General features: G+C 63.1%; 41 protein-coding genes, 1 other RNA gene and 1 pseudogene. 11 read left to right on the top strand and 32 right to left on the bottom strand.

The annotated features are described in order from the left end of the window. Positions 1 to 30: 30 nt before the first annotated feature. The 5 genes from QMC81_05625 (at position 31) to QMC81_05605 (ending at position 3989) form a co-directional block, all read left to right on the top strand. Complete coding sequence (locus tag QMC81_05625) at positions 31 to 915, top strand: metal ABC transporter substrate-binding protein (protein ID MDI6906952.1); 885 nt, start codon at positions 31 to 33, stop codon at positions 913 to 915. 4 nt (positions 916 to 919) lie between these two features. Next, a complete protein-coding gene (locus tag QMC81_05620) occupies positions 920 to 1696 on the top strand; it encodes a metal ABC transporter ATP-binding protein (GenBank protein MDI6906951.1) in 777 nt (258 codons plus the stop codon). Beyond that, the gene (locus QMC81_05615; protein MDI6906950.1) at positions 1693 to 2517 is read left to right on the top strand and encodes a metal ABC transporter permease; all 825 of its coding nucleotides are present in this window, start codon (positions 1693 to 1695) and stop codon (positions 2515 to 2517) included. The genes QMC81_05620 and QMC81_05615 overlap by 4 nt, the downstream gene beginning before the upstream one ends. Beyond that, complete coding sequence (locus tag QMC81_05610; protein ID MDI6906949.1) at positions 2498 to 3091, top strand: methyltransferase domain-containing protein; 594 nt, start codon at positions 2498 to 2500, stop codon at positions 3089 to 3091. The genes QMC81_05615 and QMC81_05610 overlap by 20 nt, the downstream gene beginning before the upstream one ends. A 94-nt stretch (positions 3092 to 3185) precedes the next feature. Next, the gene (locus QMC81_05605) at positions 3186 to 3989 is read left to right on the top strand and encodes a YkgJ family cysteine cluster protein (protein ID MDI6906948.1); all 804 of its coding nucleotides are present in this window, start codon (positions 3186 to 3188) and stop codon (positions 3987 to 3989) included. Positions 3990 to 3999: 10 nt separating this feature from the next. Here the strand turns inward: QMC81_05605 and QMC81_05600 are convergent, their stop codons facing one another. Further along, positions 4000 to 4314, bottom strand: a complete 315-nt coding sequence (locus QMC81_05600) for a hypothetical protein (protein MDI6906947.1) — start codon at positions 4312 to 4314, stop codon at positions 4000 to 4002. A gap of 233 nt (positions 4315 to 4547) precedes the next feature. Here QMC81_05600 and QMC81_05595 point away from each other — a divergent pair, with 233 nt between their 5' ends. The 4 genes from QMC81_05595 to QMC81_05580 are packed head-to-tail and all read left to right on the top strand — an operon-like array spanning position 4548 to position 8659. After that, positions 4548 to 5675 (top strand): hypothetical protein, encoded by a 1128-nt coding sequence (locus tag QMC81_05595; protein MDI6906946.1) that lies wholly within the window; start codon positions 4548 to 4550, stop codon positions 5673 to 5675. Positions 5676 to 5711: 36 nt separating this feature from the next. Then, a complete protein-coding gene (locus QMC81_05590; GenBank protein ID MDI6906945.1) occupies positions 5712 to 6446 on the top strand; it encodes a PRC-barrel domain-containing protein in 735 nt (244 codons plus the stop codon). Beyond that, complete coding sequence (locus QMC81_05585) at positions 6439 to 7833, top strand: VanW family protein (protein ID MDI6906944.1); 1395 nt, start codon at positions 6439 to 6441, stop codon at positions 7831 to 7833. Before QMC81_05590 ends, QMC81_05585 begins: the two co-directional genes overlap by 8 nt. Positions 7834 to 7849: 16 nt before the next feature. Beyond that, a complete protein-coding gene (locus QMC81_05580) occupies positions 7850 to 8659 on the top strand; it encodes a histidinol-phosphatase HisJ family protein (GenBank protein ID MDI6906943.1) in 810 nt (269 codons plus the stop codon). A 4-nt stretch (positions 8660 to 8663) separates the two neighbouring features. Here the strand turns inward: QMC81_05580 and QMC81_05575 are convergent, their stop codons facing one another. Then, on the bottom strand, positions 8664 to 8885 hold the full coding sequence (locus QMC81_05575; protein MDI6906942.1) for a DUF2007 domain-containing protein: 222 nt from the start codon (positions 8883 to 8885) through the stop codon (positions 8664 to 8666). Between the two features lie 175 nt (positions 8886 to 9060). On the opposite strand from QMC81_05575, the gene QMC81_05570 reads away from it, so the two are divergent. Beyond that, positions 9061 to 9927, top strand: a complete 867-nt coding sequence (locus tag QMC81_05570) for a phosphatase PAP2 family protein (GenBank protein MDI6906941.1) — start codon at positions 9061 to 9063, stop codon at positions 9925 to 9927. 126 nt (positions 9928 to 10053) lie between these two features. On the opposite strand, the gene QMC81_05565 is transcribed toward QMC81_05570, so the two are convergent. The 3 genes from QMC81_05565 to QMC81_05555 form a co-directional block, all read right to left on the bottom strand. Further along, positions 10054 to 10686, bottom strand: coding sequence for a LysM domain-containing protein (locus QMC81_05565; GenBank protein ID MDI6906940.1), 633 nt, complete (start codon positions 10684 to 10686; stop codon positions 10054 to 10056). Positions 10687 to 10849: 163 nt separating this feature from the next. Next, entirely contained in the window at positions 10850 to 11038 is a 189-nt protein-coding gene (locus tag QMC81_05560) for an H-type small acid-soluble spore protein (protein ID MDI6906939.1), read from the bottom strand. A gap of 88 nt (positions 11039 to 11126) precedes the next feature. Beyond that, a complete protein-coding gene (locus tag QMC81_05555; GenBank protein MDI6906938.1) occupies positions 11127 to 11798 on the bottom strand; it encodes a YkgJ family cysteine cluster protein in 672 nt (223 codons plus the stop codon). 20 nt (positions 11799 to 11818) lie between these two features. Here QMC81_05555 and QMC81_05550 point away from each other — a divergent pair. Then, positions 11819 to 11935 (top strand): annotated as a pseudogene (locus QMC81_05550) (transposase). 749 nt (positions 11936 to 12684) lie between these two features. On the opposite strand, the gene QMC81_05545 reads toward QMC81_05550, so the two are convergent. From QMC81_05545 to rpmC, 27 genes are all read right to left on the bottom strand, one after another. Continuing rightward, complete coding sequence (locus QMC81_05545) at positions 12685 to 13026, bottom strand: DUF86 domain-containing protein (GenBank protein ID MDI6906937.1); 342 nt, start codon at positions 13024 to 13026, stop codon at positions 12685 to 12687. Further along, positions 13019 to 13312, bottom strand: a complete 294-nt coding sequence (locus QMC81_05540; protein ID MDI6906936.1) for a nucleotidyltransferase family protein — start codon at positions 13310 to 13312, stop codon at positions 13019 to 13021. The genes QMC81_05545 and QMC81_05540 overlap by 8 nt, the downstream gene beginning before the upstream one ends. A 232-nt stretch (positions 13313 to 13544) precedes the next feature. Beyond that, positions 13545 to 13903: a transfer-messenger RNA gene (ssrA, locus tag QMC81_05535) on the bottom strand. 117 nt (positions 13904 to 14020) lie between these two features. Then, positions 14021 to 14473, bottom strand: coding sequence for an SsrA-binding protein SmpB (gene smpB, locus QMC81_05530; protein MDI6906935.1), 453 nt, complete (start codon positions 14471 to 14473; stop codon positions 14021 to 14023). 128 nt (positions 14474 to 14601) lie between these two features. After that, on the bottom strand, positions 14602 to 15345 hold the full coding sequence (truA, locus tag QMC81_05525) for a tRNA pseudouridine(38-40) synthase TruA (GenBank protein ID MDI6906934.1): 744 nt from the start codon (positions 15343 to 15345) through the stop codon (positions 14602 to 14604). Between the two features lie 141 nt (positions 15346 to 15486). Further along, positions 15487 to 15825, bottom strand: coding sequence for a 50S ribosomal protein L17 (gene rplQ, locus QMC81_05520; protein MDI6906933.1), 339 nt, complete (start codon positions 15823 to 15825; stop codon positions 15487 to 15489). A gap of 13 nt (positions 15826 to 15838) precedes the next feature. Next, positions 15839 to 16786, bottom strand: a complete 948-nt coding sequence (locus QMC81_05515) for a DNA-directed RNA polymerase subunit alpha (protein ID MDI6906932.1) — start codon at positions 16784 to 16786, stop codon at positions 15839 to 15841. Between the two features lie 30 nt (positions 16787 to 16816). Beyond that, entirely contained in the window at positions 16817 to 17449 is a 633-nt protein-coding gene (rpsD, locus tag QMC81_05510; GenBank protein MDI6906931.1) for a 30S ribosomal protein S4, read from the bottom strand. A 15-nt stretch (positions 17450 to 17464) separates the two neighbouring features. Continuing rightward, positions 17465 to 17851 (bottom strand): 30S ribosomal protein S11, encoded by a 387-nt coding sequence (gene rpsK / locus QMC81_05505; GenBank protein ID MDI6906930.1) that lies wholly within the window; start codon positions 17849 to 17851, stop codon positions 17465 to 17467. Between the two features lie 22 nt (positions 17852 to 17873). Next, positions 17874 to 18245, bottom strand: a complete 372-nt coding sequence (rpsM, locus tag QMC81_05500; protein ID MDI6906929.1) for a 30S ribosomal protein S13 — start codon at positions 18243 to 18245, stop codon at positions 17874 to 17876. Between the two features lie 14 nt (positions 18246 to 18259). Next, positions 18260 to 18373, bottom strand: coding sequence for a 50S ribosomal protein L36 (gene rpmJ / locus QMC81_05495; protein MDI6906928.1), 114 nt, complete (start codon positions 18371 to 18373; stop codon positions 18260 to 18262). 22 nt (positions 18374 to 18395) lie between these two features. Beyond that, on the bottom strand, positions 18396 to 18617 hold the full coding sequence (infA, locus tag QMC81_05490; GenBank protein MDI6906927.1) for a translation initiation factor IF-1: 222 nt from the start codon (positions 18615 to 18617) through the stop codon (positions 18396 to 18398). After that, positions 18611 to 18895: a KOW domain-containing RNA-binding protein gene (locus QMC81_05485; protein MDI6906926.1), complete on the bottom strand. Its 285-nt coding sequence runs from the start codon at positions 18893 to 18895 to the stop codon at positions 18611 to 18613. The genes infA and QMC81_05485 overlap by 7 nt, the downstream gene beginning before the upstream one ends. Before the next feature lie 15 nt (positions 18896 to 18910). Next, a complete protein-coding gene (gene map / locus QMC81_05480) occupies positions 18911 to 19657 on the bottom strand; it encodes a type I methionyl aminopeptidase (GenBank protein MDI6906925.1) in 747 nt (248 codons plus the stop codon). An 11-nt stretch (positions 19658 to 19668) separates the two neighbouring features. Further along, a complete protein-coding gene (secY, locus tag QMC81_05475; GenBank protein MDI6906924.1) occupies positions 19669 to 20946 on the bottom strand; it encodes a preprotein translocase subunit SecY in 1278 nt (425 codons plus the stop codon). 1 nt (position 20947) lies between these two features. Then, the gene (gene rplO / locus QMC81_05470) at positions 20948 to 21388 is read right to left on the bottom strand and encodes a 50S ribosomal protein L15 (protein MDI6906923.1); all 441 of its coding nucleotides are present in this window, start codon (positions 21386 to 21388) and stop codon (positions 20948 to 20950) included. Between the two features lie 18 nt (positions 21389 to 21406). After that, on the bottom strand, positions 21407 to 21589 hold the full coding sequence (gene rpmD / locus QMC81_05465; GenBank protein ID MDI6906922.1) for a 50S ribosomal protein L30: 183 nt from the start codon (positions 21587 to 21589) through the stop codon (positions 21407 to 21409). 3 nt (positions 21590 to 21592) lie between these two features. After that, entirely contained in the window at positions 21593 to 22102 is a 510-nt protein-coding gene (rpsE, locus tag QMC81_05460) for a 30S ribosomal protein S5 (protein ID MDI6906921.1), read from the bottom strand. A 17-nt stretch (positions 22103 to 22119) separates the two neighbouring features. Further along, positions 22120 to 22488, bottom strand: coding sequence for a 50S ribosomal protein L18 (gene rplR, locus QMC81_05455; protein ID MDI6906920.1), 369 nt, complete (start codon positions 22486 to 22488; stop codon positions 22120 to 22122). A 23-nt stretch (positions 22489 to 22511) separates the two neighbouring features. Further along, positions 22512 to 23054, bottom strand: coding sequence for a 50S ribosomal protein L6 (rplF, locus tag QMC81_05450; protein ID MDI6906919.1), 543 nt, complete (start codon positions 23052 to 23054; stop codon positions 22512 to 22514). A 32-nt stretch (positions 23055 to 23086) separates the two neighbouring features. Continuing rightward, entirely contained in the window at positions 23087 to 23482 is a 396-nt protein-coding gene (rpsH, locus tag QMC81_05445; GenBank protein ID MDI6906918.1) for a 30S ribosomal protein S8, read from the bottom strand. Positions 23483 to 23495: 13 nt separating this feature from the next. Continuing rightward, positions 23496 to 23681 (bottom strand): type Z 30S ribosomal protein S14, encoded by a 186-nt coding sequence (locus QMC81_05440; GenBank protein MDI6906917.1) that lies wholly within the window; start codon positions 23679 to 23681, stop codon positions 23496 to 23498. A gap of 20 nt (positions 23682 to 23701) precedes the next feature. Continuing rightward, the gene (rplE, locus tag QMC81_05435) at positions 23702 to 24244 is read right to left on the bottom strand and encodes a 50S ribosomal protein L5 (protein MDI6906916.1); all 543 of its coding nucleotides are present in this window, start codon (positions 24242 to 24244) and stop codon (positions 23702 to 23704) included. Between the two features lie 99 nt (positions 24245 to 24343). Next, positions 24344 to 24655 (bottom strand): 50S ribosomal protein L24, encoded by a 312-nt coding sequence (gene rplX, locus QMC81_05430; protein ID MDI6906915.1) that lies wholly within the window; start codon positions 24653 to 24655, stop codon positions 24344 to 24346. A 10-nt stretch (positions 24656 to 24665) separates the two neighbouring features. Then, positions 24666 to 25034: a 50S ribosomal protein L14 gene (rplN, locus tag QMC81_05425; GenBank protein MDI6906914.1), complete on the bottom strand. Its 369-nt coding sequence runs from the start codon at positions 25032 to 25034 to the stop codon at positions 24666 to 24668. A gap of 17 nt (positions 25035 to 25051) precedes the next feature. Then, on the bottom strand, positions 25052 to 25309 hold the full coding sequence (gene rpsQ / locus QMC81_05420) for a 30S ribosomal protein S17 (protein ID MDI6906913.1): 258 nt from the start codon (positions 25307 to 25309) through the stop codon (positions 25052 to 25054). A 14-nt stretch (positions 25310 to 25323) separates the two neighbouring features. Next, on the bottom strand, positions 25324 to 25460 hold a 137-nt coding region (gene rpmC, locus QMC81_05415; protein ID MDI6906912.1), incomplete at its 5' end, for a 50S ribosomal protein L29.

Here is a 25460-nt window from a genome sequence, read left to right as displayed (position 1 = left end):
CAACCAATTCTATAAGGAGGTATTCCATCGGTGAGTAAACGTGTCCCAATCGGCCCCGCGGCATTGCTCTTTATACTTCTGGCCCTGGTGTTTTGCGCCGCCGGTTGCGCATCCCGGGCCCCCGAACAGGGCGCCCCGGCCGTTACCCCCCCGGCGCAGCCGAAGCTGCAGGTGGTAACCACGACCTCCCTGATCGCCGACGTCGTCAAGGCTGTAGGGGGTGACAGGGTCCAGGTGACAAACATCATCCCTCCGGCTTCCTGCCCGGGACACTTCGACATCAAACCGGGGGACCTCAAGGCCCTGGCCGACGCCAGGCTCTTTATGCTGCACGACTGGCAGGGCGAGAAGTTCTCGGACGGCCTCATCCGCTCGGCCGGCAACCCCGCCCTGCAAAAGGTGGTCCTGGACATCCAGGGCAACTGGATGGCCCCGCCGGTACAGGCGCAGGCCATCGAGCGGATAACCGCCGCCCTGGAGGCCGCCGACCCGGCCAACGCCGCAGCTTACCGGGCTGCCTCCGCCGCGCTGGCGGATACGGTGCAGAGGACAGGGCAGGAACTGAAAGCCCGGCTGGAGCAGGCCGAGGTCAAGGACATCAAGGTCCTGTGCGCGGACATGCAGGCCGGGTTTGTGAAATGGATGGGCTTCACGGTCGTGGGCGTCTACGGCCGCCCCGAGGACACCACGCCGCAGCAGATGGAGGAACTGCTGGCCAAGGCGCGGCAGGAGGGCGTGACCCTGGTCATTGACAACCTGCAGAGCGGGCACGAGGCCGGGGTCGGGATGGCGAAGGAACTCGGCGCCGAACACGTCACCCTTTCGAACTTCCCCGGCGGGCTGCCGGACACCGATACCTGGGAGAAGGCCGTGAGAAAGAACGTAGATCTGGTGCTGGAAGCGATCGGAAAGTAGGCCGATGGGACAGGAACGTGTCGCGATCAGCCTGCGCGGGGTGGTCGTGTCCTACCGGGAGGAGGTCGCCCTGCGCGGGGTGAGCCTGGACGTATACGAAGGGGAGTTCCTGGGCGTCGCCGGCCCGAACGGCGCCGGCAAGACCACCCTCCTGACGGTGGTGAACGGCTTGGGCCGCCTGGTCCGCGGCGAAGCCGTCGTGCTGGGACTGCGCCTGGCGGCCGGCCGGCGGGGGAGGGACTTCCGCGCCGACCGCCGGGCGACCGCCCTCCGCCGCCTGATCGGCTATGTGCCGCAGGGCGGCGCCGTCGATCCGCGGGCGCCGATCCGCACGCGCGAGGTGGTCATGCTCGGCCGCTACGGCCGCCTCGGGCTCTTTCGCCGTCCGGGCCCGGAGGACCGGCGGGTGGTGGACGAGCTCCTGGAGCTGGTCGGGATGACCCGCCTGGCGCATCGCCCCTTCGGGCACCTCTCCGGCGGGGAACAGCAGCGCGTGGCCGTCGCCCGCGCCCTGGCCCAGGAGCCGCGGGTGCTGCTGCTGGACGAGCCGACCGTCTCCCTGGACTGGCGCTCGCAGCGGGAGATCATGTCCCTGCTCGTGCGGGTCCACCGGGAGCGCCGCCTGACAACGCTGCTGGTCACCCACGATCCCCGGGCGACCTTCGACCACTGCGACCGCGTGGCGCTCCTGCACCGGGGCCGCCTGGCCGCCCTGGGCCCGCCGGCCGAGGCGCTGGCCGAGGCCCGCCTGACCGCCGTCTACGGGGGGTGCTGCCGGTGAGCGTCCTCGGCTACGATTTCATGCAGCACGCCCTCCTGGCCGGGCTGCTCGGCGGGGCGGCCTGCTCCCTGGTGGGGGTGCTGGTGGTCGGCATGCACCTCTCCTTCATCGGCGTCTGCATCTCCCACGCCGCCTTCGCCGGCCTCGACCCGCTGGCCGGCACCCTCGTCTTCAGCCTGGCCGCGGCGGCGGCGATCGGTCCCCTGGCCGACCGCGGCGAGTTCAACCCGGACACCTCGCTGGGCATCGTCTTCACGCTGATGCTCGGCCTGGCCTTTCTTTTCATGGGCCTGATGCCGGGGCCGAAGACCGCGGCCCTGGGTCTGATGTGGGGCAGCATCCTCGCCGTCACGCCGTCCGACCTGGCCGTCCTGGCCGTCGGCGCGACCCTCGTCACCGGCACGGTGATCCTCTTCTTCAAGGAGATCCAGGCCCTGCTCTTCAACCGGGAGGTCGCCCTGGCCGTCGGCCTGCCGGCGACCTGGATCTTCTACGCCCTCCTCTTTTTGACCGGGGTCACCGTGGCCGCCGGCCTCCGGCCGGTGGGAGGTCTTTTGGTCTACAGCCTGATCCTCAACCCGGCGGCCGCCGCCTATCAACTGACGTACGACCTGCGCCGGCTCTTCGCCCTGGCCGCGGGCTTCGGCGTCCTCTCCTGCTGGGCCGGGCTCGCCCTGGCCTATTACGCGAACTGGCCCGGCGGAGCGACCATCGTCGTTGTTTCGACCCTTATCTTCCTGCTGGCCGCCGCCTTTTCGCCCAAGAGGCGGGTCAAGCGCCACGAAACGGAGGCAAACGGAAATGATACGGGATTACTTTAACGGCCTGGCCGCCCGGTGGGACGAGCGGATTGCGCCTCAAACCATAGCCCGGCTCGAAGAAATCGTCACCGCGCATCGTCCCCCGCCGGGGGCGCGCGTGCTGGACGTCGGCTGCGGCACCGGCGTCCTGACCCCGCTGCTGCTCGCCGCCGTCGGGGAGGAGGGGGAGGTCGTCGGCGTCGACTTCGCCCCCGCCATGCTCACCGTCGCGCGGGCCAAGGGGTTCGACCCCCGGGCGACCTTCGTCGAGGCCGACGTCTCCGATCTGCCCTTCCCCGACGGGCACTTCGACGCCGTCTTCTGCTACAGCGCCCTGCCCCATTTCCCCGACATCCCGGCCGCCCTATCGGAAATGCGCCGGGTGCTTGTCCCCGGAGGAAACCTGATCATTTGCCACACCGAGAGCCGGGAGGCGATCAACCGCCTCCACCGGGAGGTTGTCGGCGGGCCGGTGAGGGATCACCTGCTGCCGACCGCGGCCGAGCTGGAGGCGGCGCTCACCGCCGGAGGCTTTAGGGACGTGACCGTGTTCGACGGAAACGACCGCTTCATCGCCGCCGGCCGGCGCACGTGACGCGGCCGCCACTTGCCTGTTCGTCAACCGATCAGCTACAATAGAGGAGGTTTGAGCGGAAAGTCACAAGAGAGAAAGGACGAGGTGTTGCCCGATGGCGCAAACGCAAGCGGCACAAGGCAAACAAAAGGAAGAGCCCGTCAGGAGGCGTTTCGGCTTCAAGGAGGAGATGGGCCCGGACGGCAGGTTCAAGTTCCATTGTCACCCGGGGTTGGAATGCTTCGGGGACTGCTGCCGCGACGTCAATATCTACCTGACGCCTTACGACGTCATCCGGTTGAAGCAGGCCCTCAACCTGACGTCGGACGAGTTCCTGGCGCGCTACACCCTGCGGCACCGCGCCGGGCGCGGCCTGCCGGTGGTCCAGATCAGGATGCAGGACAACGAGAAGAAGACCTGCCCCTTCCTGACCGACAAGGGATGCCGGGTGTACGCAGCGCGACCCTGGTCCTGCCGCATGGCCCCGGTGGACCAGACCGAGGACGGCGTCTACCGGGTCAACTTCGACCCGGCCCGCTGCCTGGGCCTGCTGGAGTCCCGCGAATGGACGGTGGCGGAGTGGATGGAGGACCAGGGGCTGCCGGCCTACGACCCCGTCGAGGCCGGGTTCAGGGAACTGCCGGGGCGTTTACAGTTCACGGGCTTTTCGCTCCTCGACGAGCACTTGGTGCGCCTCTTCTACACGGTGTGCTACAATGTGGACCGTTTCCGCCGGCTCGTTTTCCACTCGCGCTTCCTGGAGGTCTTCCCCGCCCCGCCGGAGACGGTGGAGAGGATCAAGACCGAGGACGTGGCGTTACTGCGGTTCGGCCTCGAGTGGCTGGCCGCCGGGCCCGACCTCCAGACGACCATCGCCCTGCGGGACGAGGCCTTCGGAGACGAAGGGCTGCCGATGTAGTCTCAGTCTACTAACTTCCCCGGCTCGCCCGGATCTTCCGGCGCAGTTCTTCACGTTCAATCTCCCCGCCCCGCGGCTCCGGCCAGCGGGGCGGGTTTGCTTCCCGCGATACTCCCGCCCGGCGACTGAACAGGACCAAGCCGACGGCCAGCCCCGCCACCACCCCCACGGCCACCAGGAAAATCTGCTGCAGCCAGGCCGTCCCCGCGGCCCGGGCCAACACGGCCCCCATCGGCCCGACGACGTGCCAGTGGTATTCGACTTCCAGCCCGAGAACCAACGCGGCGGCTACGGTCAACAAGAACAACCAGCGCGGTACCTGCAAGGGGTCTCATCCCTTCCCGTTTTCTTGCCTGTAATTACCATAGACAATAATCCCCCTTTCCGACAAGGGGGGAGAACTGTCGGGTTCTGTCTTTTGCCAATACCCCACCCCTTCAAAGCTCTTGCCTTTAAAGGCAATATTTGTCTTGTTCTACCGGGCGTTCGCGTGTAAAATATTGTCTGATAATGGCGCCCTGTGTCCGGTAATCGTAGGGTTGGGGGTGCTGCAGTTTCTTGTTCGCCTATTTCGTTGTCCTGGGGCTGCTGTCTATCCTGTTTATTAAAATCAACGGTCGTCTTTTCGACCAGCGGACGGCCGGTGTCAGCGGACTGGCGGCCCTGGTGCTCGCCGGGCTCTTCCCCTTCTCCGCTTTTTCCTTCGGCCCGGTAAAGACCGTTCTCCTGTACCTGGGGACCGCGCCTCTCATCGCCTTGGGCGCCTGCTGCTACCTCACGCGGCTCCGGACCGCCAGGCCGGACGGCATCCAGTCCCCACCCCTCGCTCTCCCCCCCGCGCCCGCCGTCGCCGCCCTGCCCCCGGCAAAAGTTCAAGCAGTTGACGGACGAGTTGAAGCGCAGCCGGCACCCGTTGAAGGCCCGGCCGGGATCTTCGCCGTCAGTGCCGCGGAGGTCCTACCCCGGACCGCCCCGGAAATCCGGGTGGACGGCCCGCTGACGGCCACGGCCGAGGCCGTACCGGAATCCGCCCGGGAGGCGGCGGGGACTCCGCGGGAGGAGCTGCCGTCCCCCGCCGGAGACGCCTTGACGGCTGCAACAGAGGCGGTGGCGGAAGCCGCTGATGAAGCCGAGGCGGACATGCCGGCCGGGGCGGACGAGCCCGCCGGAACCCAAGAACCCCCGGCGGAAGCCGTCTGCGAAGCGGCAGAGATGCCGGCCGGGGCCGAGGAGACCCCGGCGGATACCGTGGCGGAGGAACCCGCTGATACGGCACCCGCGGCCGCCGTCGAGGAGAGGGATGATGACTCACCGCGCGACCTGGTGAACCGGGCCCTGGCGGCGGCCCGGAGAAGGGATTTCGTCCGGGCCGTGACCATCCTGACCGAGGCGCTGCGCCTGCACCCCGAGCCCGCTCTCGAGTGGGTCATCGTGGCGCAGATGAGCGACATCTACCAGCACCTGGGACAGTACCGCCTGGCCGCCGAGCTTATCAGCGCTTTCCTGTCCATGCGGAAGGCCGCGGATCACCCCCTGGTCCCCATCCTCTGGCAGAAGGAGGCCTTCTGCCGGAGCCTTGACCGGCTCCTGACCCGCCGCGGCACCCCGAACCTGGCCTACGCCTCCGTGCCGGAGGACCTTAAGGGCCTGGCCTTCCGGGAAGCAATGGCCGTTCCCGCGGCCTAGACCTGGAAAATAAGAACTCGAAAGGAGAATACCCCAATGCGTAAGAGCAGAGAGATCATCGGCCTGCCGGTATTGAGCATCAGCGAGGTAGCGACCCTGGGGAGCGCCAAGGGGCTGCTGGTCAACCCGGCGACCGGAACGGTGGACTTCGTGGCGGTCGACCGCGACGGAGGCTTCCGGGAGTGCCTCGTGGTGCCCTTTACGAGCCTGGAAGGCATCGGCCCCGACGCCCTTACCGTCGCCGGCGGGGAAGCGGCCAGGACCCTTTCGTCGGTACCGGAGGCCTTAAACCTGCTTGACCGGCAGGTGCGCCTGATCGATACCCGCGTCATGACCCGTAAAGGACAGATCACGGGCGTGATCAGCGAGTACGCCGTCGACGAAGAAAGCGGCCGCCTTATGGGCCTGGAGGTCGTCCTTTCCGGGCAGGGCAACCCGGCCGGCGTCGTCCCCGCCGCCAACGTCGTAACCTACGGCCGGGACCTCGTCGTCGTCGACCAGGACCTGGACAGCATCCTGGTCTCCGGTTTCGATAACCTGGAGGCCGGGCCTCAGCCCTCCCCGTCCGAAGCACCGAAGGTGTCCGACCCCCTGCAGTACTTCGAACAGCAGCAGAAACAGCTCCTCCTGGGGCGGAAGGTCGCGCAGCGCATCACCGCGGATGACGGAACGGTCATCGCCGAGGCGGGCGACACCGTGACCCAGGAGATCATCGATCAGGCCGTCAAGTACGACAAGTACGTAGACCTGGCCCTGTACACCGGTGTCTAGTGGAAGATTCCCATTACAACTGTCCGGGGGGCGCCTGGTCGCCCTTGTCTCCCTTCTTGTCCTCGTCCAGTGCCTGGTAAGCGTCGCCGCGGCGACGGCCTTTTTGCGCTGGCGCTACGGGGACGTCATCCTTGACGGCGTCCGGGTCGCCGGGGTCAACGTCGGGGGACTGGGCCGCGAGGAGGCTCTGGCGGCGCTGCGCAACAACATTCCCCAGCCCAGCCGCGACAGCCGCCTCCTTTTGTCCACTCCCGAGGGGCACAGCTGGTCCCTGTCATACGGTGAACTGGACTGGCGCCTGGATTACGAGGGAGCGGTCGACGAGGCCCTGCGGGCCGGCAAGGAGTTGCGGAAGCCGGAGCATCTCGCATCCTTTTTCCGCCTGCTCCTTGTGGGCATCGACCTGCCCCTTGAACACAGCTTTAACGAAGGCCGGCTGCGGGCTTTCCTCGAGGGCATCGCCGGTGAGTGCCGGATCGAGCCGAAGAGCGCCCAGCTGGCCTTTGACGAGGCCAGGATCACCATCCTGCCGGAATCCGTGGGGCGCCGGCTGGACACCAGGGGCACCATCAAAGAGGTAAAAGCGCTGGACCCCCGCCGGTACCGGGTGCCTCTCGCCCTGACACCCGTCACCCCTGAATTAACGGCGGACAAGCTGCGGGACATCAACGCCCGCCTGGGGTACTTCATCACATCCTTCAACCCGCAAGACGTCCCCCGGACGAAGAACTTAACCCTGGCCGCCCGGCTGTTGAACAACGCCTATGTGCCCCCGGGGGCGGAGTTTTCCCTGAACAAACACCTGGGCCCGCGCACCCCCGAGCGCGGATATGAAAAGGCGCTGCTCTTCACCTCCAACGGGCTTCTCCGGGACTACGGCGGGGGCGTCTGCCAGGTGGCGTCCACCCTCTACAACGCCGTCCTGGGGGCGGGACTGCCGGTCACCAAACGTACCGGCCACTCCCGCCCGGTGCCCTACGTCCCCCAGGGACGGGACGCGACCATCTACCAGGACGTGCTGGACCTCCGCTTCCGCAACGACCGGTCTCACCCCATCCTGATCACCGCCGAAATACGCGACAACAAGCTTCACGTCGGGATCTTCGGCCACGAGGAGCAGGGCGAGAACATCGTTTACCGGACGGAGACCGAGAGAAGGGTCCTGAAGCCGAAGACCATCTTCCGGGTCGATCCTTCCCTTCCGCAGGGGGAGATGCGCGTGGCCGATCCCGGCCGGGACGGCTATGTCATCACCACTTACGAAGTGAAATATATTGATAACCGCGTTGTGCAGCGCTACCCCATCGCCCTGCAGCAGGCCGAGCCGCATACGGCGGTGATTTACGTGGCCGAGGCCGACCGTTCGCGCTACACAATTGACAAGTAATGGAGATCACCGGCCGATGTTCGATTACCACGTCCACACCCGGTTCTCCCCGGACGCCAGGATGAGCATGCTCGCCGCCTGCCGCAGGGCCCTGGAAATCGGGCTTACGGAGATATCCTTCACGGACCACCTGGACTATTACTACCCCGGGAGTCCCTTGAAATGGGAGTTCGAGTACCGGGACTATGCCCGGGAAATTGAGCGCTGCGCGGAAAGCGCCGGTGGCGGCCTGAGGGTGCTCAAGGCCGTGGAACTGGGCCTGCACCCCGCGGCCAACGAGAGGAACGCAGCGTTTATCAAGACCCATGCCTTTGACTTTGTCATCGGTTCGGTCCACATCGTGGGGGACAAGGACCTGGATAACGGGCAGTTCTTTGTCGGCCGGAGCCTGGGAGAGGCCGGCCGCCTCTACCTTGAAGCCGTCAACAGAAACGTGCGCGCCTTTCCCCATTTCAACGTCCTGGGGCACGCCGACCTTTTCAAGCGTTATCTCCATTTCCTGTCCTGCAGGCCGGAGGATATCGACTGGTCACTGTATTGGGATATCGTCGAGGATACCTTTAAGGTGCTGATCGCCTCGGGCAGAGGCATCGAGGTCAACACCTCGGGCTACCGCAACGCCCTGCGCTGTACCTACCCGGGTCTCGAACTGCTCAAGCTCTACCGGCGGCTGGGAGGCGAGGTCGTGACCCTGGGTTCGGACGCCCATCGCCCGGAACACGTCGGCCTGCGGTTTGACTTGGGGCGGGAACTGCTGCTGGCGGCCGGCTTCAGGTACGTCGCCGCCTTCCGCGGCGGCCGGCCCCGGTTCGTCCCGCTGGAGTAGGCCCTCATATCCCGTTAAACAGGGCCGTTACCAGTTCTTTGGCCCTTTCCGCGAATTGTTCGGGGACGTAGAGATCGGCACCCTGGACGACCCGTGAACCGGTGGTGCCCGTGATGCCCGTGTCCGGCGAGACGATGACCGCCGGGATGCCTTCGCCCTTCAGGATCTGCTCGGCCTGCTCGGCGAACATCCTGCTGGGGAAGTTCTTTACCTTGACAAGCCACATTAGTGTCAAGCCCCCTTCTACAGCCATTCTACCCGGCCGGAAAGGACATTTCCGTGTCCATGTCAAAGTGATCGCACCATAAATATGGGCTGCCCCTTGACGGTCAGCGGACAGTAGTGCATCAGGAGAGTGTGACCTTTAGCCGTCGTGCGCTACGAAAGGAAGGGAGAAGGGCGTGCCGGACAGCCTGTTTCAATGGGGAACCGATCTCATTATCCGGGTCCAGTCCTTGCGGAACCCGTTCCTGGACGGGTTGTTCACCCTGCTGACACTTATGGGCGAAGAGTTCTTTTTCCTCCTTTTCCTGCCCGCCGTTCTCTGGTGCGTCAGTCGCGACGCCGGGCTTCGTCTCGGCGTCCTGCTGTTCCTCAACGACTGTACCAACGGTCTGCTGAAGGAGACCTTCAACGCCCCCCGCCCCGACGATCCCCGGATCACCGTGCTCCGGGAGGAAACCTCGCCGGGATTCCCGAGCGGGCACGCCCAGAACGCGACCGTCCTGTGGGGCTACCTGGCCACCCAGTTCCGCCGTCCGCTGACCTGGGCCTTGGCAGTCGTCCTGCCCCTGGCCATAGGCCTGTCGCGCATCTACCTCGGCGTCCATTACCCGCACGACGTGATCGGCGGCTGGCTGATCGGGGCCGTCATCCTGGTCCTGTTCCTGCTGGGAACGGCGATCGTAAGGCAGATCAACATCGGTCCCGGCATCACCCTGCTCTTTGCCGTGCTGGTCCCTCTGATCATCCTCTCGCTTTCCCAGGGCAGCGGCGCGGTGCGCGTGGCGGGGCTGATCCTGGGCCTGGGGACCGGCGCCGTATTGGAACGGCGGCTGGTCCGCTTTGCGGCGGGGGGAGGCCCCGGCACGCAGGCGGCCAAGCTGGGCGTAGGGCTGGGAACCATGTTCGCCCTGTACCTGGGGATGTACGCCCTGTTCCCGGCGACGGACGCCTTTCGCTTTGTGCGCTACGCGATCCTGGGCCTGTGGGTCACCTTCGCCACCCCGTGGCTTTTCGTCCGCCTCGGGCTGGCGCCCCGGGAGTAGCCGCCACCCGTAGCACGCCCGGCACCCAATAACGGTGCACGACACGACAGGCATACGCCGCAAAAGTACACAGCCGCCGTTGCCGCTACTTTCCGAGGACGGTAACAAGAAGCTCCTCGTCCTCGCCTACCCTTCCACGAACTCCGTGCCGCTCCAGGTGAACGTTACGACCCTTGGGCCCGACCTGACGATCAGCCGGCGGTCCCGGACGAAGACGGCGCCCTGGGGGAACCGGACATTCAGCCGGTCAAGGACCACAACCCGGCCGCCGGCCCATCCAAGGAGGATGAAGGAAAGGGCCTGGTCGGGCCCCGTCGTGGTCCCGATAACCACCTGTTCCCGGTCGTCGTCCAGTATCCTCACGGTCGTAATGAAGCGCAGGCGGAGCCTGATGTTCAGGCGCCGGAACACGACAAACCAGCCGCGTTCGCAGGTGAAGCGGATGACCACGATCCCGGTTTCCGGACCGGTAGGCGTTTCGACCGTGAAGATGATGACGCGCTCGGGGACGCGCCGGCCGCTGAGCCGCACGGTCCTGACCACCACCGTGGCCCCGGGCGGCACGAAGCGTTCGATGGGCGGCGGCGGAACAGGGCACTCCTCGATGAATTCGTGTATGGGGATTACGATCACCTGGCCGGGCCTCAGCCGGCGGATCTTTCTAAGGTGCGGGTTAAACCGCAGGACGTCATCCTCCCTGACTTTGAAGCGACGGCATATGATATCAAGCGTATCGCCATCCCTGACGGTGTAATGCACCTTTGGCACCTCCCTTGTGAGCCTTATTGAACATCATATGTTCGACCGCTCAGGAAGGCACCGCCGGTTCGCTCTCGTTCCACTCCTGCCCAAAAGAAATCCGCGGCCGGTTCGCCGCGGGAATCCCTAAACCTCAGGATCCTTTAATCGCAAGGCCTTCCCCCTACATAAAGCGGCCTTCCACCAGTTCGGCGACCGGGACCTCTACACTCTTCTTCGTCCCGTCCACCAGCCTCACCCTGGCCATGTTGGTCTCGGGGTCCAGGTCCTCGATCCAGACCGGGGCACCGTTCAGCAGGACATCAATCGTCTCTTCGGCGTTTACGATCCGGCGCGCCCGCTCGAAGTTCATTATAGCCTCAGCCCCCTTGGGAAGTTTTGTGGTTGTCCATAACTTGCCCAAATCCGGCACAAAGATTAGAGGTTATTGAATCGGGGGCCTAGCACCCGGCCGGTTCCAGGCCCGTTCCGGAGGGGGTACGGTGAACCGGGATGCCGTGGGCCCTCAGGATACTGGCCAGGGGCCGTCCGAAAATGAACAGCTCAAACTCCCCGCGCAGTCCCAGCTCCGATATGGCGTAAGAACGTATGGCCCGGTCTTTCCGGGCCAACCCGGCCAGCTTCTTCAGTGTTTGAACCCTATCCTCCCCACGCGACAGTCCGGCAATCAACTCCTGCACCTCCTGGCCGGGACACTCCCGCTCGTGCATCTCGATCACCTTCAGGATCGGGTCACCGGGATTAATGATGTCGGCCCGCGCGATGGTGTTCCTGCCGATGACGGACAACAGCGCGGAGGGGTCCCAGCACTTCAGGAGGCGGCATTCCAGGAAGCGGTGTTCGTAGATCGTGCACGCCCGGGCTCTATCGTCAAAGAAGCGACAGGTCCACTCCGCCCCTCTCCCGCGCACCTTCACCAGTTCCCGCTCCGCCGGCCTTATGCCCCCGGCGGCGGGGTCGAACACAAGTTCGCCCTTCCTGATGGTTATCAGGTCCGGGTGCCCCGCGTGGCCTTCCAGGAGGATCCCCTTGTCCTCGTGGTGCAGGACCGGGCCGCCCTTCCGGCAGCAGGTGCCGCACCGTATGCAGCTCGTCCTGTTAATTCTTGTCACCTCGCATCCCCCGGAGCCGGCGATGGCGGGAACGGGTAATCCGGATCTTCCCCAACCAGGAAGGGGCCGAGCTCCTGCTGGGAGCGCTGATGATGGAGTACCACGAGGAGTGGTCGACCGAGCGCCGTTACCTTGATAGTTCGCCTGGAATTACCTGCAGATTGGTGATGTGTAACTTGTATCTTTCTTCCTTTAGACGTAAATGCGTTGTGGCTGCAGGTCTATTTGCTGCCGTAGTGTTGTTCGTGATAGGAGACAGAGACTCATTAACGTGGCTGCTCTGGATAGCTCTCGTAACAGTTGTGCTTGCCTGGGGAGTAGCCTTCCTAGACTACCTACGACAAGGCCTTACGCAAGACAAATAGTTGTTGTCATCTGTAGTCAGAGCCCTACTTTTTTAAAAGGGCAGGCGCCTTAATGATTAAAAGTGCATTAAGTTGTAATGATGTGGAATAAAGGATCAACCACCCGGGGTTAGCCGGATGGTTGAGTGTACACAGCGCTCCCCTTAAAATGGTAGTTACCAACAAACCAATTTTGAGGAGGAGCGAGCTGTGCACACTCATCCTACAGCATTGCGCTGCCGCAGGCAAGCCATGCAACTCGATACTCGTAAGACCATAAGCCGACGGGAGATAGCAAGGCGGTGCATGATCTCCCATACGACGTTTTACAAGTACCTGCACCGCTACCAGGACGAAGGCGATGAAGGTCTTTATGATCGCCAGCCAGGCCCGCGTATCAGGCCCAACCAAACGCCCCCTGACGTGGAGGAGGCGGTTTTAGAGGTGGCCCCGTTTTCATAGGCCCCTGACCAACTGAAAGAGATGGTCGGAGGCTGTCTTATCGAATATGCATTCACTAGGCCCAAACTATAACCTTGGGGCTAAATCCAACGGTCTAACAGTTTCTCTATCTCTGTTTTTAGGTGAGGAATTTCGTTTTGGACTATATCCCATACTATGTCAAGGTCTACTCCGAAGTACTCGTGGATCAGGATATCACGCAATCCGGCTATCTTCCTCCATGCTACGGCAGGTGCTAGAATTCTAACACTCTCCGGAATACCCTTGGCAGCTTCGCCGATGACCTCGAGGTTTCTAATTACGGCATCTTGAACCTGGTGATTCTTCCTAAAATCCCTAAAGGATAGGCCTTCTGTATACTCTTCAATTCTGTTGATGCGTAAGCTTATATCAAGTAAGTATGTCCTATGATCCCTAGGCATACTTGGCGCTCCGTAAAATCCTCGCCCTAAGGTCAGGCTTCAGTGCTTCACGAGTAACCAAGTCAACTCGGCGGTCGAAGAGATCCTCCAATAGGAATCTTAACTCCATATAGTTACGAAAGGTTTTCTTCTTTTTCTCAAACTCAACAATGATATCTAGATCACTTTTTTCAGTTTCCTCTCCCCTAACAAAAGACCCGAACAAGCCAATACGTTTTACACCATACTTCTTCATTTCTGGCATTTTTGCTCTTAGCTTTTCGAGAACAACAGAGGAAGAATCCATAGCTATCCCTCCGGTGAAGGCAAAAACAATGGTTTTGTTGTCGTCTATAGTATCTCTTTCCTAATAGTATAATTGCCATCCGGCTATGCGTCTATAAGCTGAAGCCGATTGGGACGAATCCCTGACAACAAGGTTCCAACCTTAATTGGAATTACCTCTGCCATATGAAGCTGTAGCTGGATATTGCGAACCAAAAAACCGTGGCGGCCGGACCACGGTTCTACCTTTCATTTGGTGGAGGCGGGGGGAGTCGAACCCACCGTCCGGAAGAATGACCGCAAGAGGCTCTCCGAGCGCAGGCTGTGTTTTAAGGTTTCGCTCCGGCGGGCGCCCGCAGCCAGGCTCCCTTGGAGCTATCTCGATGAGTGTCCCCGGAGACCTCCGAGAATTGGTCCCTGAGCAAGCCCGCTGGTGTGACACCCTGGCCCGGCCACGCAGGCGAAGGCCGGCAGGATGCTAGCCACAACTAAGCGGCTAGAGCGTAAGCTTCGTTCTTGGCAGTTATGCCTTTGCCACCGTTTTTACGGGCGGGCGGCAACCCCGGCTCGCTCCTCTTACCACCAGTTCCCCCGTCGAAACCACGTCGCCCCCAATGTAGTGTGTAATTACGCCGCTTACGCGGCTGAAATTCGGTCGGGATTGCGCCCTGCGGGCGCGTGATAGCGCGCTCCGCGCACGGAATTTGTGGGGGTTAACCCCAGGTTAGACCTACACCTTTCCGCGGGCCACGCGCTCCAGTTCCCGGCGCGTTTCGCGGGCCGCGATGTCCTCGCGCTTGTCGTAGAGCTTTTTGCCCCGGGCCAGGGCCAGTTCGATCTTAACCTTCCCGTCCTTGAAGTAGGCCTTCAGGGGGACGAGGGCCAGCCCTTTCTCCCGGGCCTTGCCCCAGAGCCGCATGACCTCGCTGCGGTGCATCAGGAGCTTGCGCACGCGCTTCGGGTCGCGGTTGAAGCGGTTGCCCTGCTCGTAGGGGCTGATGTGCATATTGTAGAGCCACAGTTCGGCGTTCTCGACCCGGGCGAAGCTGTCTTTCAGGTTGCCCTTCCCGGCGCGGAGCGACTTGACCTCGGTCCCCGCGAGCGCGATCCCGGCCTCGTAAGTCTCGAGGATCTGGTAGTCATGCCGGGCCTTGCGGTTTTCACAGATGACCTTGATGCCCATCGCTCACACACCTCTTCTCGCTTCGCCTCGCCTCCCGCGCCGACAGATCTACATCTCTCATGTTACGGTACATCGGGGTTAATGTCAACGTGGGCAGAGAAATTATTACCATTAAATGACATCTGGTTTCAGTACTCCACCGACTCCAGGCAGAGGCCGTGCGGCGGGGCGGTGGGCCCGGCGAGGGAGCGGTCGCGGGCGGCCAGGATTTCGGCGACCTCCTCCGGCCGGCGCCGGCCGCAGCCGACCTCGATCAGGGTCCCGGCAATGGCGCGCACCATCTTGTAAAGGAAGCCGCTGCCGCGGACCGTCAGCCGGACCAGGTCGCCGTCCCGCGCCACGTCGCAGGCGAAGACCGTGCGTACGGCGGAGTGTACGGGCCGGCCCGCGGCCCGGAAGGAGGAGAAGTCGTGCTCTCCGACCAGGAGGCGCGCCGCCTCGGCCATTTTGCGCACATCCAGGGGATGCGGAAGATGGTAGGTATAGAGACGGTGGAAAGGCGAGCGCACCGGGCCGTTGTGGACCGTGTAGGTGTAGGTCTTGGCCCGGGCGCTGTAGCGCGCGTGGAACTCCGGCGGCACCTCATGGGCCGCGAGGGCGGCGATGTCCAAGGGCAGGACGCTGTTGAGGGCCGGCACGATGCGGCCGGTGGGGATGGTCCAGGTCCCGGTCCGGAAACTGACGACCTGCCCCCGGGCGTGCACCCCGGCGTCCGTCCGCCCGGCGCCGATGACGGGGATAGCCGCATGCGCCAGGGTCGCCAGGGCTTCCTCCAGCCGCTCCTGGACCGTGGGCAGACCGCTCCCGCTCTGCTTCTGAAAGCCGCTGTAGTTTGTCCCGTCGTAGGCCAGGATCAGTTTTATGTTACGCACGTGTGCACCCCCGGAGACGAAAAGCGCCCCAACGGGGCGCGTGAGCGTGATTGGCGGTAACGAATTGGTAATTGGGTGTGGGCGACCCGTCCAGCGCCTCCCACTCCCAATTTCTAATTTCCAATTTCGAATTCCCGTCTTTCAGACCAGTTCAAGTATCACCATCTGCGCCGCGTCGCCGCGCCGGTAGCCGGTCTTGACGATGCGGGTGTAGCCCCCGCTGCGGTCCTCGTACTTCGGGGCGATGGTGCTGAAGAGTTTGCGCACCACACCCTCGTCGAATACGTATTCCAGGACCTGCCGGCGCGCGGCCAGGTCACCCCGTTTGGCCAGGGTCACCATTTTCTCGGCCAAGCCCCGCACTTCCTTGGCCCGCTGCTCGGTGGTGGTGATGCGCTCGTTCTGGAAGAGCGACGTCACCAGGTTGCGCAGCATGGCCCGGCGGTGGTCGGTCGGGCGGCCCAACTTACGGTAGCCCACGTGAGTTCCCTCCTCAGTCCTCGTCCTTGCGCAAGGCAAGACCCAGATCGTTCAGCTTGCGAACCACTTCCTCCAGCGACTTCTTGCCCAGGTTGCGGACCTTCATCATTTCTTCCTCGTTGCGCTGGATGAGTTCCTCCACGGTGTTGATGCCCGCCCGCTTGAGGCAGTTGTACGAGCGGACCGAAAGGTCCAGTTCCTCGATCGGCATCTCCAGGAGCTTATTCTTTTTCTCCTCTTCCTTTTCGACCATGATCTCGACATCGCCGACCGACTCGGTCAGGCCGACGAACAGGCGCAGGTGCTCGCACAGGATGCGGGCGGCCAGGCTGACGGCCTCGTCGGGGCGGATGCTCTTGTCGGTCCAGACCTCCAGGACCAGCTTGTCGAAGCTGGTGTCCTGCCCAACGCGGGTCTTCTCGACGTCGAAGTTCACCTTGGTGACCGGGGTGAAGATGGCGTCGACGGGGATGGTCCCGATGACATGCGGCCCCCGGCGGTTCTTGTCTCCCGGCACGTAGCCCCGGCCCCGGGCGACGGTCATTTCCATGTACAGCCGCCCGTCGGGCCCAAGGGTGGCGATGTGCAGATCGGGGTTCAGGATCTCCACGTCAGGGTCGGTCACGATGTCCCCGGCCTTGATGTCACCCTCTTTATCGACCTCGATGCGAACCATGCGCTCCTCTTCGGAGTGCAGCTTCACCCGGAGGTTCTTCAGGTTGAGGATGACCTCGGTGACGTCCTCACGTACCCCGGGGATGGTGGAGAACTCGTGGAGCACGCCGTCGATCTTGACGGCCACCACCGCCGCGCCGGGCAGCGAGGCCAACAGCACCCTGCGCAGGGAGTTGCCCAGGGTCGTGCCGTAACCCCTCTCCAGGGGCTCCACGATAAACTTGCCGTAGCCGGCATCCAGGTCCATTTCGGCACACTCTATTTTCGGCTTTTCAATTTCAAGCATTGCGAACCCCCTCAATACGAAGGCCGCCGTCTACCTGGAATACAGCTCGACAACCAGCGATTCCTTAACCGGGATGTCGATCTGCTCCCGGGTCGGAAGAGCCGCCACACGGGCCTCGGCCCGCTCGGCGTCGTACTCCAACCAGGGCGCCGGCGCGTTCTCCGCCGCCCGTTCCAGAAGCTCCTGTATTCTCGGCGACGACTTTGACCTTTCCCGTACGGTGATGACGTCCCCCACCCGGACCAGGTAGGACGGGATGTCCACCTTCCGCCCGTTGACCATGAAGTGACCGTGCCTGACCAGTTGCCGGGCCTCCACGCGGGATCCGGCCATGTTCAGGCGGTAGATCACGTTGTCCAGGCGCCGCTCCAGCAGCCGCAGCAGGTTCTCGCCCGTGACGCCCGGCTGCCGCTCGGCCTTGGCGAAGTAGTTCCGGAACTGCGTCTCCAGTATGCCGTAGATCCGGCGCACCTTCTGCTTTTCACGAAGCTGCAACCCGTACTCGGTCACCTTCGCCCGCCGGCGGCCGTGAGCCTGGGCGCCGGGGGGATTGGGGCGGCGGTCGATGGTGCAACGAGGGCCGAAACAGCGGTCCCCCTTGAGGTAGAGCTTGGTACCTTCGCGGCGACACAGACGGCATCGCGCTTCGGTGTATCTCGCCATCGAACTGTGTACCTCCTAAACGCGCCGGCGCTTGGGCGGCCGGCAGCCATTGTGTGGAATGGGTGTAACGTCCTTGATCAGGTTGACTTCCAAACCGGCCGCCTGTAAGGAGCGGATGGCCGCCTCCCGCCCGGCGCCCGGACCTTTGACCATTACGGCGACTTCCTTCATGCCGTGCTCCATCGCCTCGCGGGCCGCCTTTTCGGCCGCCAGTTGAGCGGCGAACGGCGTGCTCTTCCGGGAGCCCTTGAACCCTACCGTCCCGGCGCTGGCCCAGGAGATCGCATTGCCGTGCGTATCCGAAATGGTGACTACCGTATTGTTAAACGTAGACTTGATGTGGGCTACGCCCTGTTCAACGTTCTTGCGTTCCTTCCTCTTGACCCTTGTTCTGCGCGCCACGCTCTAACCCCCTCTCTTTCCCCTACTTCTTCCGGCGCACGCCGACGGTCTTCTTCGGACCCTTCCGCGTCCGGGCATTGGTGCGCGTCCGCTGCCCGTGAACCGGCAATCCCCGGCGGTGCCGCAGTCCGCGGTAGGACCCGATTTCAATGAGACGCTTGATATTCAGGGCCACTTCGCGCCGCAGATCGCCTTCGACCCGGTGGTTCTTGTCGATGACCTCGCGGAGCTTCGTTACCTCGTCCTCCGTGAGGTTGCGCACCCGGGTGTCCGGGTTGATCCCCGTCCGCGCCAAAATCCTCTGCGAAGTGGAACGGCCGATGCCATAAATGTACGTCAGCGCGACCTCGACCCGTTTGTCTCTGGGCAGGTCAACCCCGGCAATTCGTGCCAAGCCTCATTACCCCCCTATCCTTGCCTTTGCTTGTGTTTCGGGTTTTCACAGATGACCATAACCCGTCCCTTGCGACGGATGATCTTGCACTTCTCGCAGATCGCCTTTACCGAAGGCTTAACCTTCACTTCCTGCGCCCTCCTCCAGTGACTACTTATACCGATACACGATTCGACCCCGGGACAGGTCATAGGGAGACAGCTCCACCATCACCCGGTCCCCGGGGAGAATGCGGATAAAGTGCATCCGGATTTTTCCCGAGACGTGGGCCAGCACCTTGTGGCCGTTGGGTAATTCCACGCGGAACATGGCGTTCGGCAGGGGCTCGATGACCTTCCCCTCGACCTCTATCACGTCCTGCTTCATCAGCATCCCTCCTCCTCCACAAAACCCCGGAGAACTTTACGTACATCGGCGTCGGAAATCTTCTCACCGCCGGCCAGCCTGCGTTTCAGGGATTCATCGGCGTGCGAGATAATTTTAACGTGCTTTATGTTCTTCATTTTCGGGTTATCGATTTTCCGCCTGATACCGTCGGCCAAAGCCACGCGATCCTCGCTCACGATACCCACCACCACGTAGAAGCAGTTGTTGTCACGGCCGGCGCACGACCTTACAACCTGGCCCATGCGGAGTTTACGCCCTTCCAATCGGCATCGACCTCCCTAGCAGCGGGTGAGGATCTCCGCCGGCCCGTCCGTGATGGCAATGGTATGTTCAAAATGCGCCGAAGGTTTGCGATCCCTGGTAACGACTGTCCACCGGTCGGATAGCGTCTCGACTTCATGCGTGCCCAGGTTGATCATCGGCTCGATGGCCAGGGTCATTCCCGGCTCCAGGCGCGGTCCCCGCCCCGGAGGGCCGTAGTTCGGCACCTGGGGCTCCTCGTGCATCTTCCGCCCGATCCCGTGGCCGACGTAATCCCGGACCACGCCGAAACGATACGCCTCCGCCACGCTCTGCACGGCGTGGGAGATGTCCGTCAGGCGATTGCCGGGCCGGGCCTTCTCGATACCGGCGTGGAGGGCCTCCCGGGTGACACGCAATAATTCTAATACTTCCCCGTTGACGGTTCCAATTGGGAAAGTTGCCGCGCCGTCGCCAAAATAACCATTTATTTCCGCCCCGATGTCAATACTAATAATATCCCCGTTTTGCAGTTCCCTTAACCCCGGGATTCCGTGGACGACTTCCTCGTTGACCGAGGCACAGATGCTGGCCGGAAACCCGTACAGGCCCTTGAAGGCCGGCTTCGCCCCCTGCTTCCGGATGAAGTCTTCGGCGATCACGTCCAGTTCCCGGGTCGTGATCCCGGGACGGACGGCCTTTTCCAGTTCGCGCAGGGTACCGGCCACGATGCGGCCGGCCTCGCGCATATAATCCAGTTCGCGGGTCGACTTGCGGGTGATCATCTCGTCCTCCGCTACTTGATGAAGCCCTGGTAGCTGCGCATCAGGAGGTGCGCCTCCACCTGTTTCATGGTCTCCAACGCCACGCCGACAACGATCAGGAGCGCCGTGCCGCCGAAGTAGATGTTCGGGATCCTGGTCGCCAGCAGCACGAAGTTCGGCAGGATGGCGATCAGGGCCAGGAAGATGGCGCCCGCCAGGGTGATGCGCGCCATCACCCGGCTGATGTACTCGGCCGTCGGCCGTCCCGGGCGCAGGCCGGGGATAAACCCGCCGTATTTCTTAATATTGTCGGCGACGTCGTTCGGGTTCATAATTACCGCCGTGTAGAAGTAGGTGAACCCGATGATCAGCAGGGCGTAGAACAGGGTGTGCAAGAAGGTGCCCCACTGGAAGAACCGCAGGAACGTGTCGGCGACGACGTTGCCCGGGAAGTAACGCGCGATCTGCTCGGGGAACATCAGGAGCGACGACGCGAAGATGACCGGGATCACGCCGGCCTGGTTGACGCGCAGCGGCAGGTGGGTCGTCTGGCCGCCGTAGACCCGCCGGCCGACCACCCTCTTTGCGTACTGCACCGGGATGCGCCGCTGCCCCTCCTGGACCGCGACCACGGCGGCGATGACCAGGCCGCCGATGATGATCAGGCCGACGACGCTCAGGATGTTGATCGTCCCCGCCTGCAGGTAATCGACGGTGCGTACGAACCCGGCCGGTACCCGGGAGACGATGCCGGCGAAAATCAAGAGCGAGATGCCGTTGCCGATCCCCCGCTCGGTGATCTGCTCGCCGAGCCACATCAGGAAGACCGTCCCCGCCGTCAGGACGATGGCCACGAACAGGTAGGTCCAGATACCCGGGTTCACCAGCGAACCGCGCAGCGCCACCGACATCCCGATGGCCTGGAGGAAGGCCAGGATCGCCGTGCCGTACCGCGTGTACTGGACGATCTTCTTGCGCCCCTCTTCGCCTTCCTTGGAGAGTCTCTCAAGGGCGGGGATGACCACCGTCAAGAGCTGCATGATAATGGAGGCGTTGATGTAGGGGATGATCCCCATCGCAAACACGGAGAAGTTCTTAAAGGCGCCGCCCGAGATGACGTCAAAGAAACCGAAGAGCGCTCCGCTCTCGATCAGCCGGGCGATAGCGTCCGGATTGACTCCCGGTACCGGGATGTGCGCCCCGATCCGGAAAACCAGCAGCATGGCCACGGTGAAAAGGAGCTTCGACCGGAGTTCGCTGACCTTCAGGGCCTGCTGCAGGGATGAGAGAAACTGCGCCCCGGCGGCCATTTTAAATCACCTCGGCCTTCCCGCCGGCAGCGGCGATCTTTTCCATAGCCGCCTTGGAGAAGGCGTGGGCGCGCACGGTAAGAGACCTCGTAAGCTCCCCGTTGCCCAGGATCTTGACCCCGTCGCCCCGGCCCTTGATCAGCCGGGCCTCGGCGAGGAGTTCCGGGGTCACCACGGTGCCGTCCTCGAACCGGTTCAGGTCCTCGAGCTTGACAACCAGGAATTCTTTCTTAAACGGGTTGTAGAACCCGCGCTTCGGCAGGCGGCGGGAAATCGGCATCTGGCCGCCCTCAAAGCCCCGGCGGACACCGCCGCCCGAGCGCGCCTTTTGCCCCTTCTGCCCCCGTCCGGCCGTCTTTCCGTTGCCGGTACCGATCCCCTGGCCCTTGCGCTTGGGGGCGCGGCGGGCACCCGGCGCCGGTCTTAATTCGGATAGGTTCATCTTCTCTGGCCAACCCCCTTACGCTTCCTGCTCAACCTTGAGCAGGTGACCGACCTGCCTGATCATCCCCTGGATCTGGGGCGTGTTCTCCTTGACCACCGTCTGGTGGAGCTTTTTGAGCCCCAGGGCGCGCACTGTCGCCCGCTGTCCCGGAGGCCGGCCGATAATGCTTCTGACCAGCGTAATCTTGACCTTCGCCATCGCCTAGCCCTCCAGCCTCCGTTCCTTGATTTCCTTCCCCCGCAGGCGGGCCACTTCTTCGGTGGTTTTGAGGTTCTTGATCGCCTCCAGGGTCGCCCGGACCATGTTATTCGCGTTGTTCGACCCCAGGGACTTGGTGAGGATGTCCGCGATCCCGGCCGCCTCAAGGATCGCCCGCACCGGACCGCCGGCGATCACGCCGGTACCGGGGGCAGCGGGCCGGAGCAGGACCTTCCCGGCGCCGAAGGTGCCGACCACCTCGTGAGGGATGGTCGTACCTACCATTGGTACCTTAATGAGGTTCTTCTTCGCGTCCTCAATTCCTTTCCGGATCGCCTCCGGAACCTCGGTGGCCTTGCCCAGGCCCGCGCCCACGTGTCCCTGGCCGTCGCCGACCACCATCAGGGCCGAAAAGCTGAAGCGCCGGCCGCCCTTGACCACCTTGGCGCAGCGGTTGATAAAGACCACCTTCTCGGTGAGTTCTCCCAGCTTCGAAGCATCGATCCTAGCCACGTCATTCCCCCCTTCGGTTAGAACTGCAGTCCGCCGGCCCGGGCGCCCTCGGCCAGGGCCTTTACGCGGCCATGGTACAGGTAACCGGCCCGATCGAAAACTACGTCCTTAATGCCCTTCTCGCCGGCGATCCGGGCGATCAGTTCCCCGACGGCACGCGCCGCCTCGACGTCCCCGCCCGTCTTCAGCTTCCCCTTGAGCTGCGGGGAAAGGGTGGAGGCGGTGCAGAGCGTACGCCCCGACTCGTCGTCTATGAGCTGCGCATAGATATGGTTCAAGCTGCGAAAGACATTGAGCCGGGGGCGTTCGGGTGTGCCGAATACCTTTTTCCGCACCCGGATGCGTTTTTTGTCCCGCACCTCCTGGCGGCTGACTTTCTTAAGCAAGATCTGCCCCCCTCTCTTACGCGCTACCGTTTCGCCCCGGCCTTGCCGGCCTTGCGGTGAATGTGCTCGTTTTCATGCCTGATGCCCTTGCCCTTGTACGGCTCGGGGCCGCGGATCTTCCGGATCTCGGCGGCCACCGCGCCGACTTTCTCCTTGTCGGCGCCCCTGACCACGATCCTGGTGGGGGCCAGCACCTCGAGTTCGATGTCGGCCGGGGGTTCGTATTCCACGGGATGAGAGTAGCCGATGGTAATCTGCACCTTGCGGCCCTGCTTCTGGGCGCGGTAACCCACGCCGACCAGCTCAAGGGCCTTGGCGTACCCCGTGGTCACGCCCACGACCATGTTGTTCAACAGCGACCGTGTCAGGCCGTGCAGGGCGCGGTCCTTTATCTCGTCGCTCGGGCGCTTGACGATCAAGGCCCCGTCCTCTTCCACGACCGTCATCGCCCGCGGGAGTTCCCTGACCAACTCCCCCTTCGGTCCCTTGACCCGGACGGTGTTACCGTCGATGGCCACCGAGACGCCCTGGGGAATCTTAATGGGCAGTTTCCCAATACGTGACATCTACCAGCTCACCTCCCCGCTCGCTCCAGGTCCTACCATACGTAACACAGGACCTCGCCGCCGACACCCAGGCTTCGCGCCTTCTTGTCGGTCACAATGCCCTTCGAGGTCGAGAGAATCGCGATCCCGAGGCCGCCCAGCACCCTGGGCACCTCGTCCTTCCCGGCGTAGACACGCAGGCCGGGCTTGGAGATCCGCTTCAGGCCGCTGATCACCCGCTCCCGGTTGCCGCCGTACTTCAGGTAGATCCGGATGATGCCCTGCTTCCCGTTATCGATCACTTCGTAGTCCTTGATGAAACCCTCTTCCTTCAAGATGCCAGCGATGGCCTTCTTCATGTTGGAGGCAGGGATTTCAGTAGTTTCGTGATACACAGTGTTGGCATTCCGGATGCGCGTCAGGAAATCCGCAATCGGATCCGTCAACATGCCGCTACCTCCTTTACCAGCTGGCTTTGCGGATGCCGGGGATCTGCCCCTTGTAAGAAAGCTCACGGAAACAGATGCGGCAGATCCCGAACTTGCGCATATAGGCCCGCGGCCTCCCGCAAAGCTTGCAGCGGTGGTAGGCCCGGACCTTGAACTTGGGCGGTCTTTGCGCCTTGGCGATAAGCGACTTCTTGGCCATACTTTCTTGACGGCCCTCCTTTAATGGGGTTGAAACGGCATGCCCATCAGGCGCAGCAATTCCCGCGCCTCTTCGTCGGTCCCGGCGGTGGTGACGAAGGTGATGTCCATGCCGCGAACCCGGTCGATCTTGTCGTACTCGATCTCCGGGAACATTAACTGTTCCTTGACACCGATCGTATAGTTGCCCCGCCCGTCGAAGGACTTCGGGGAAACCCCGCGGAAGTCCCGCACCCTGGGCAACGCGATGTTCATAAACTTGTCGGCGAAGTCGTACATCCGGGTGCCGCGCAGGGTCACCTTGGCCCCGATCTTCATTCCCTCGCGTACCTTGAAGGCCGCCACCGACTTCTTGGCGCGGGTCACGACAGGACGCTGGCCCGTGATCGTTTCCAGGTCCTTTACGGCGGCGTCAATGGCCTTCGGGTTGGCGATGGCCTCCCCGAGGCCCATGTTGATGACCACCTTCTCCAGCCGGGGGACCTGCAGGCGGTTCTTGTACCCGAATTTATCCATTAAGGCCGGAACGACTTCCTGCTCGTACTTTTCCTTGAGCCTCGACACTTTCTTCACCTGGCCTCCCTTCAAACGGAGATGTGTGATGTGTGATGTGTCATGGCACTTACCGCCACATCCGACATCTCACATCTCATATCTCACTTCTCACGTCAGCACCTCACCGCACTTCTTGCAGACGCGGACCTTACTCCCGTCGGCCAGTACGCGCCTGCCGGTCCTGGTGGGCTGGTGGCACTTGGCGCACAGGAGCATCACGTTCGAGGCGTGGATCGGGGCCTCCTTCTCCACGATGCCTCCCTGCGGGATGCGCCGGGTGGGGCGGGTGTGGCGCTTGACGACGTTGACCCCTTCGACGATCACCCGCTGGTCCTTCGGTGAGGTGGAGACCACCTTGCCCCTCTTGCCCGCGTCCTTGCCGGCGATGACGAGTACGGTATCCCCCTTACGGACGTTCAGCTTCGGCATGCTAAAGCACCTCCGGGGCCAGGGAGATGATTTTCATGAAGTCCCTGTCCCTTAGTTCCCGGGCGACCGGGCCAAAGATGCGCGTTCCGCGCGGGCTCTTGTCGTCCTTGATGACCACGGCCGCGTTCTCGTCAAACTTTATGTAAGAGCCGTCCGGGCGCCGGACCTCTTTCTTGGTCCGGACGACCACGCACTTGACGACGTCCCCCTTCTTGACCACGCCGCCGGGAGCGGCTTCCTTAACCGAGGCCACGATAATGTCCCCGATGGAGGCGTAGCGCCGGAAGCTGGAGCCGAGGATACGGATGCACATCAATTTCTTGGCACCGGTGTTGTCAGCGGCGTTGAGCATCGTTTGTACCTGGATCACGGCCTACACCTCCTTTGCTAAGCCTTCGCCCGCTCCAGGACTTCGGTAACCCGCCACCTCTTCCGGCTGGAAAGGGGCCGGGTCTCCATGATTCTGACCTTGTCGCCCACGCGGCACTGGTTCTCCTCATCGTGGGCCATGAACTTCCGGGTGCGGCGCATGATCCGTCCGTACAGGGGATGGCGCACCAGGGTCTCGACGGCCACGACGACCGATTTATCCATCTTATTGCTGACCACGACGCCGGTACGCGTCTTGCGGTTGGCACGTTCCACCGTCTCTTCCCTCCTTACGCGCGCTTGATGTTAAGCTCTCTTTCCCGGATGATGGTCCGCAGCCGGGCGATCCGACGCCGCACGTCCTTCAGCCGCATCGGGTTATCAAGCTGTCCGGTAGCCATCTGAAAGCGGAGCCGGAAGAGTTCAT

The sequence above is a fragment of the Thermoanaerobacterales bacterium genome (assembly GCA_030019475.1).
Lineage (GTDB): Bacteria > Bacillota > Desulfotomaculia > Desulfotomaculales > JASEER01 > JASEER01.
This window is presented reverse-complemented; position numbering and strand designations above follow the sequence as displayed.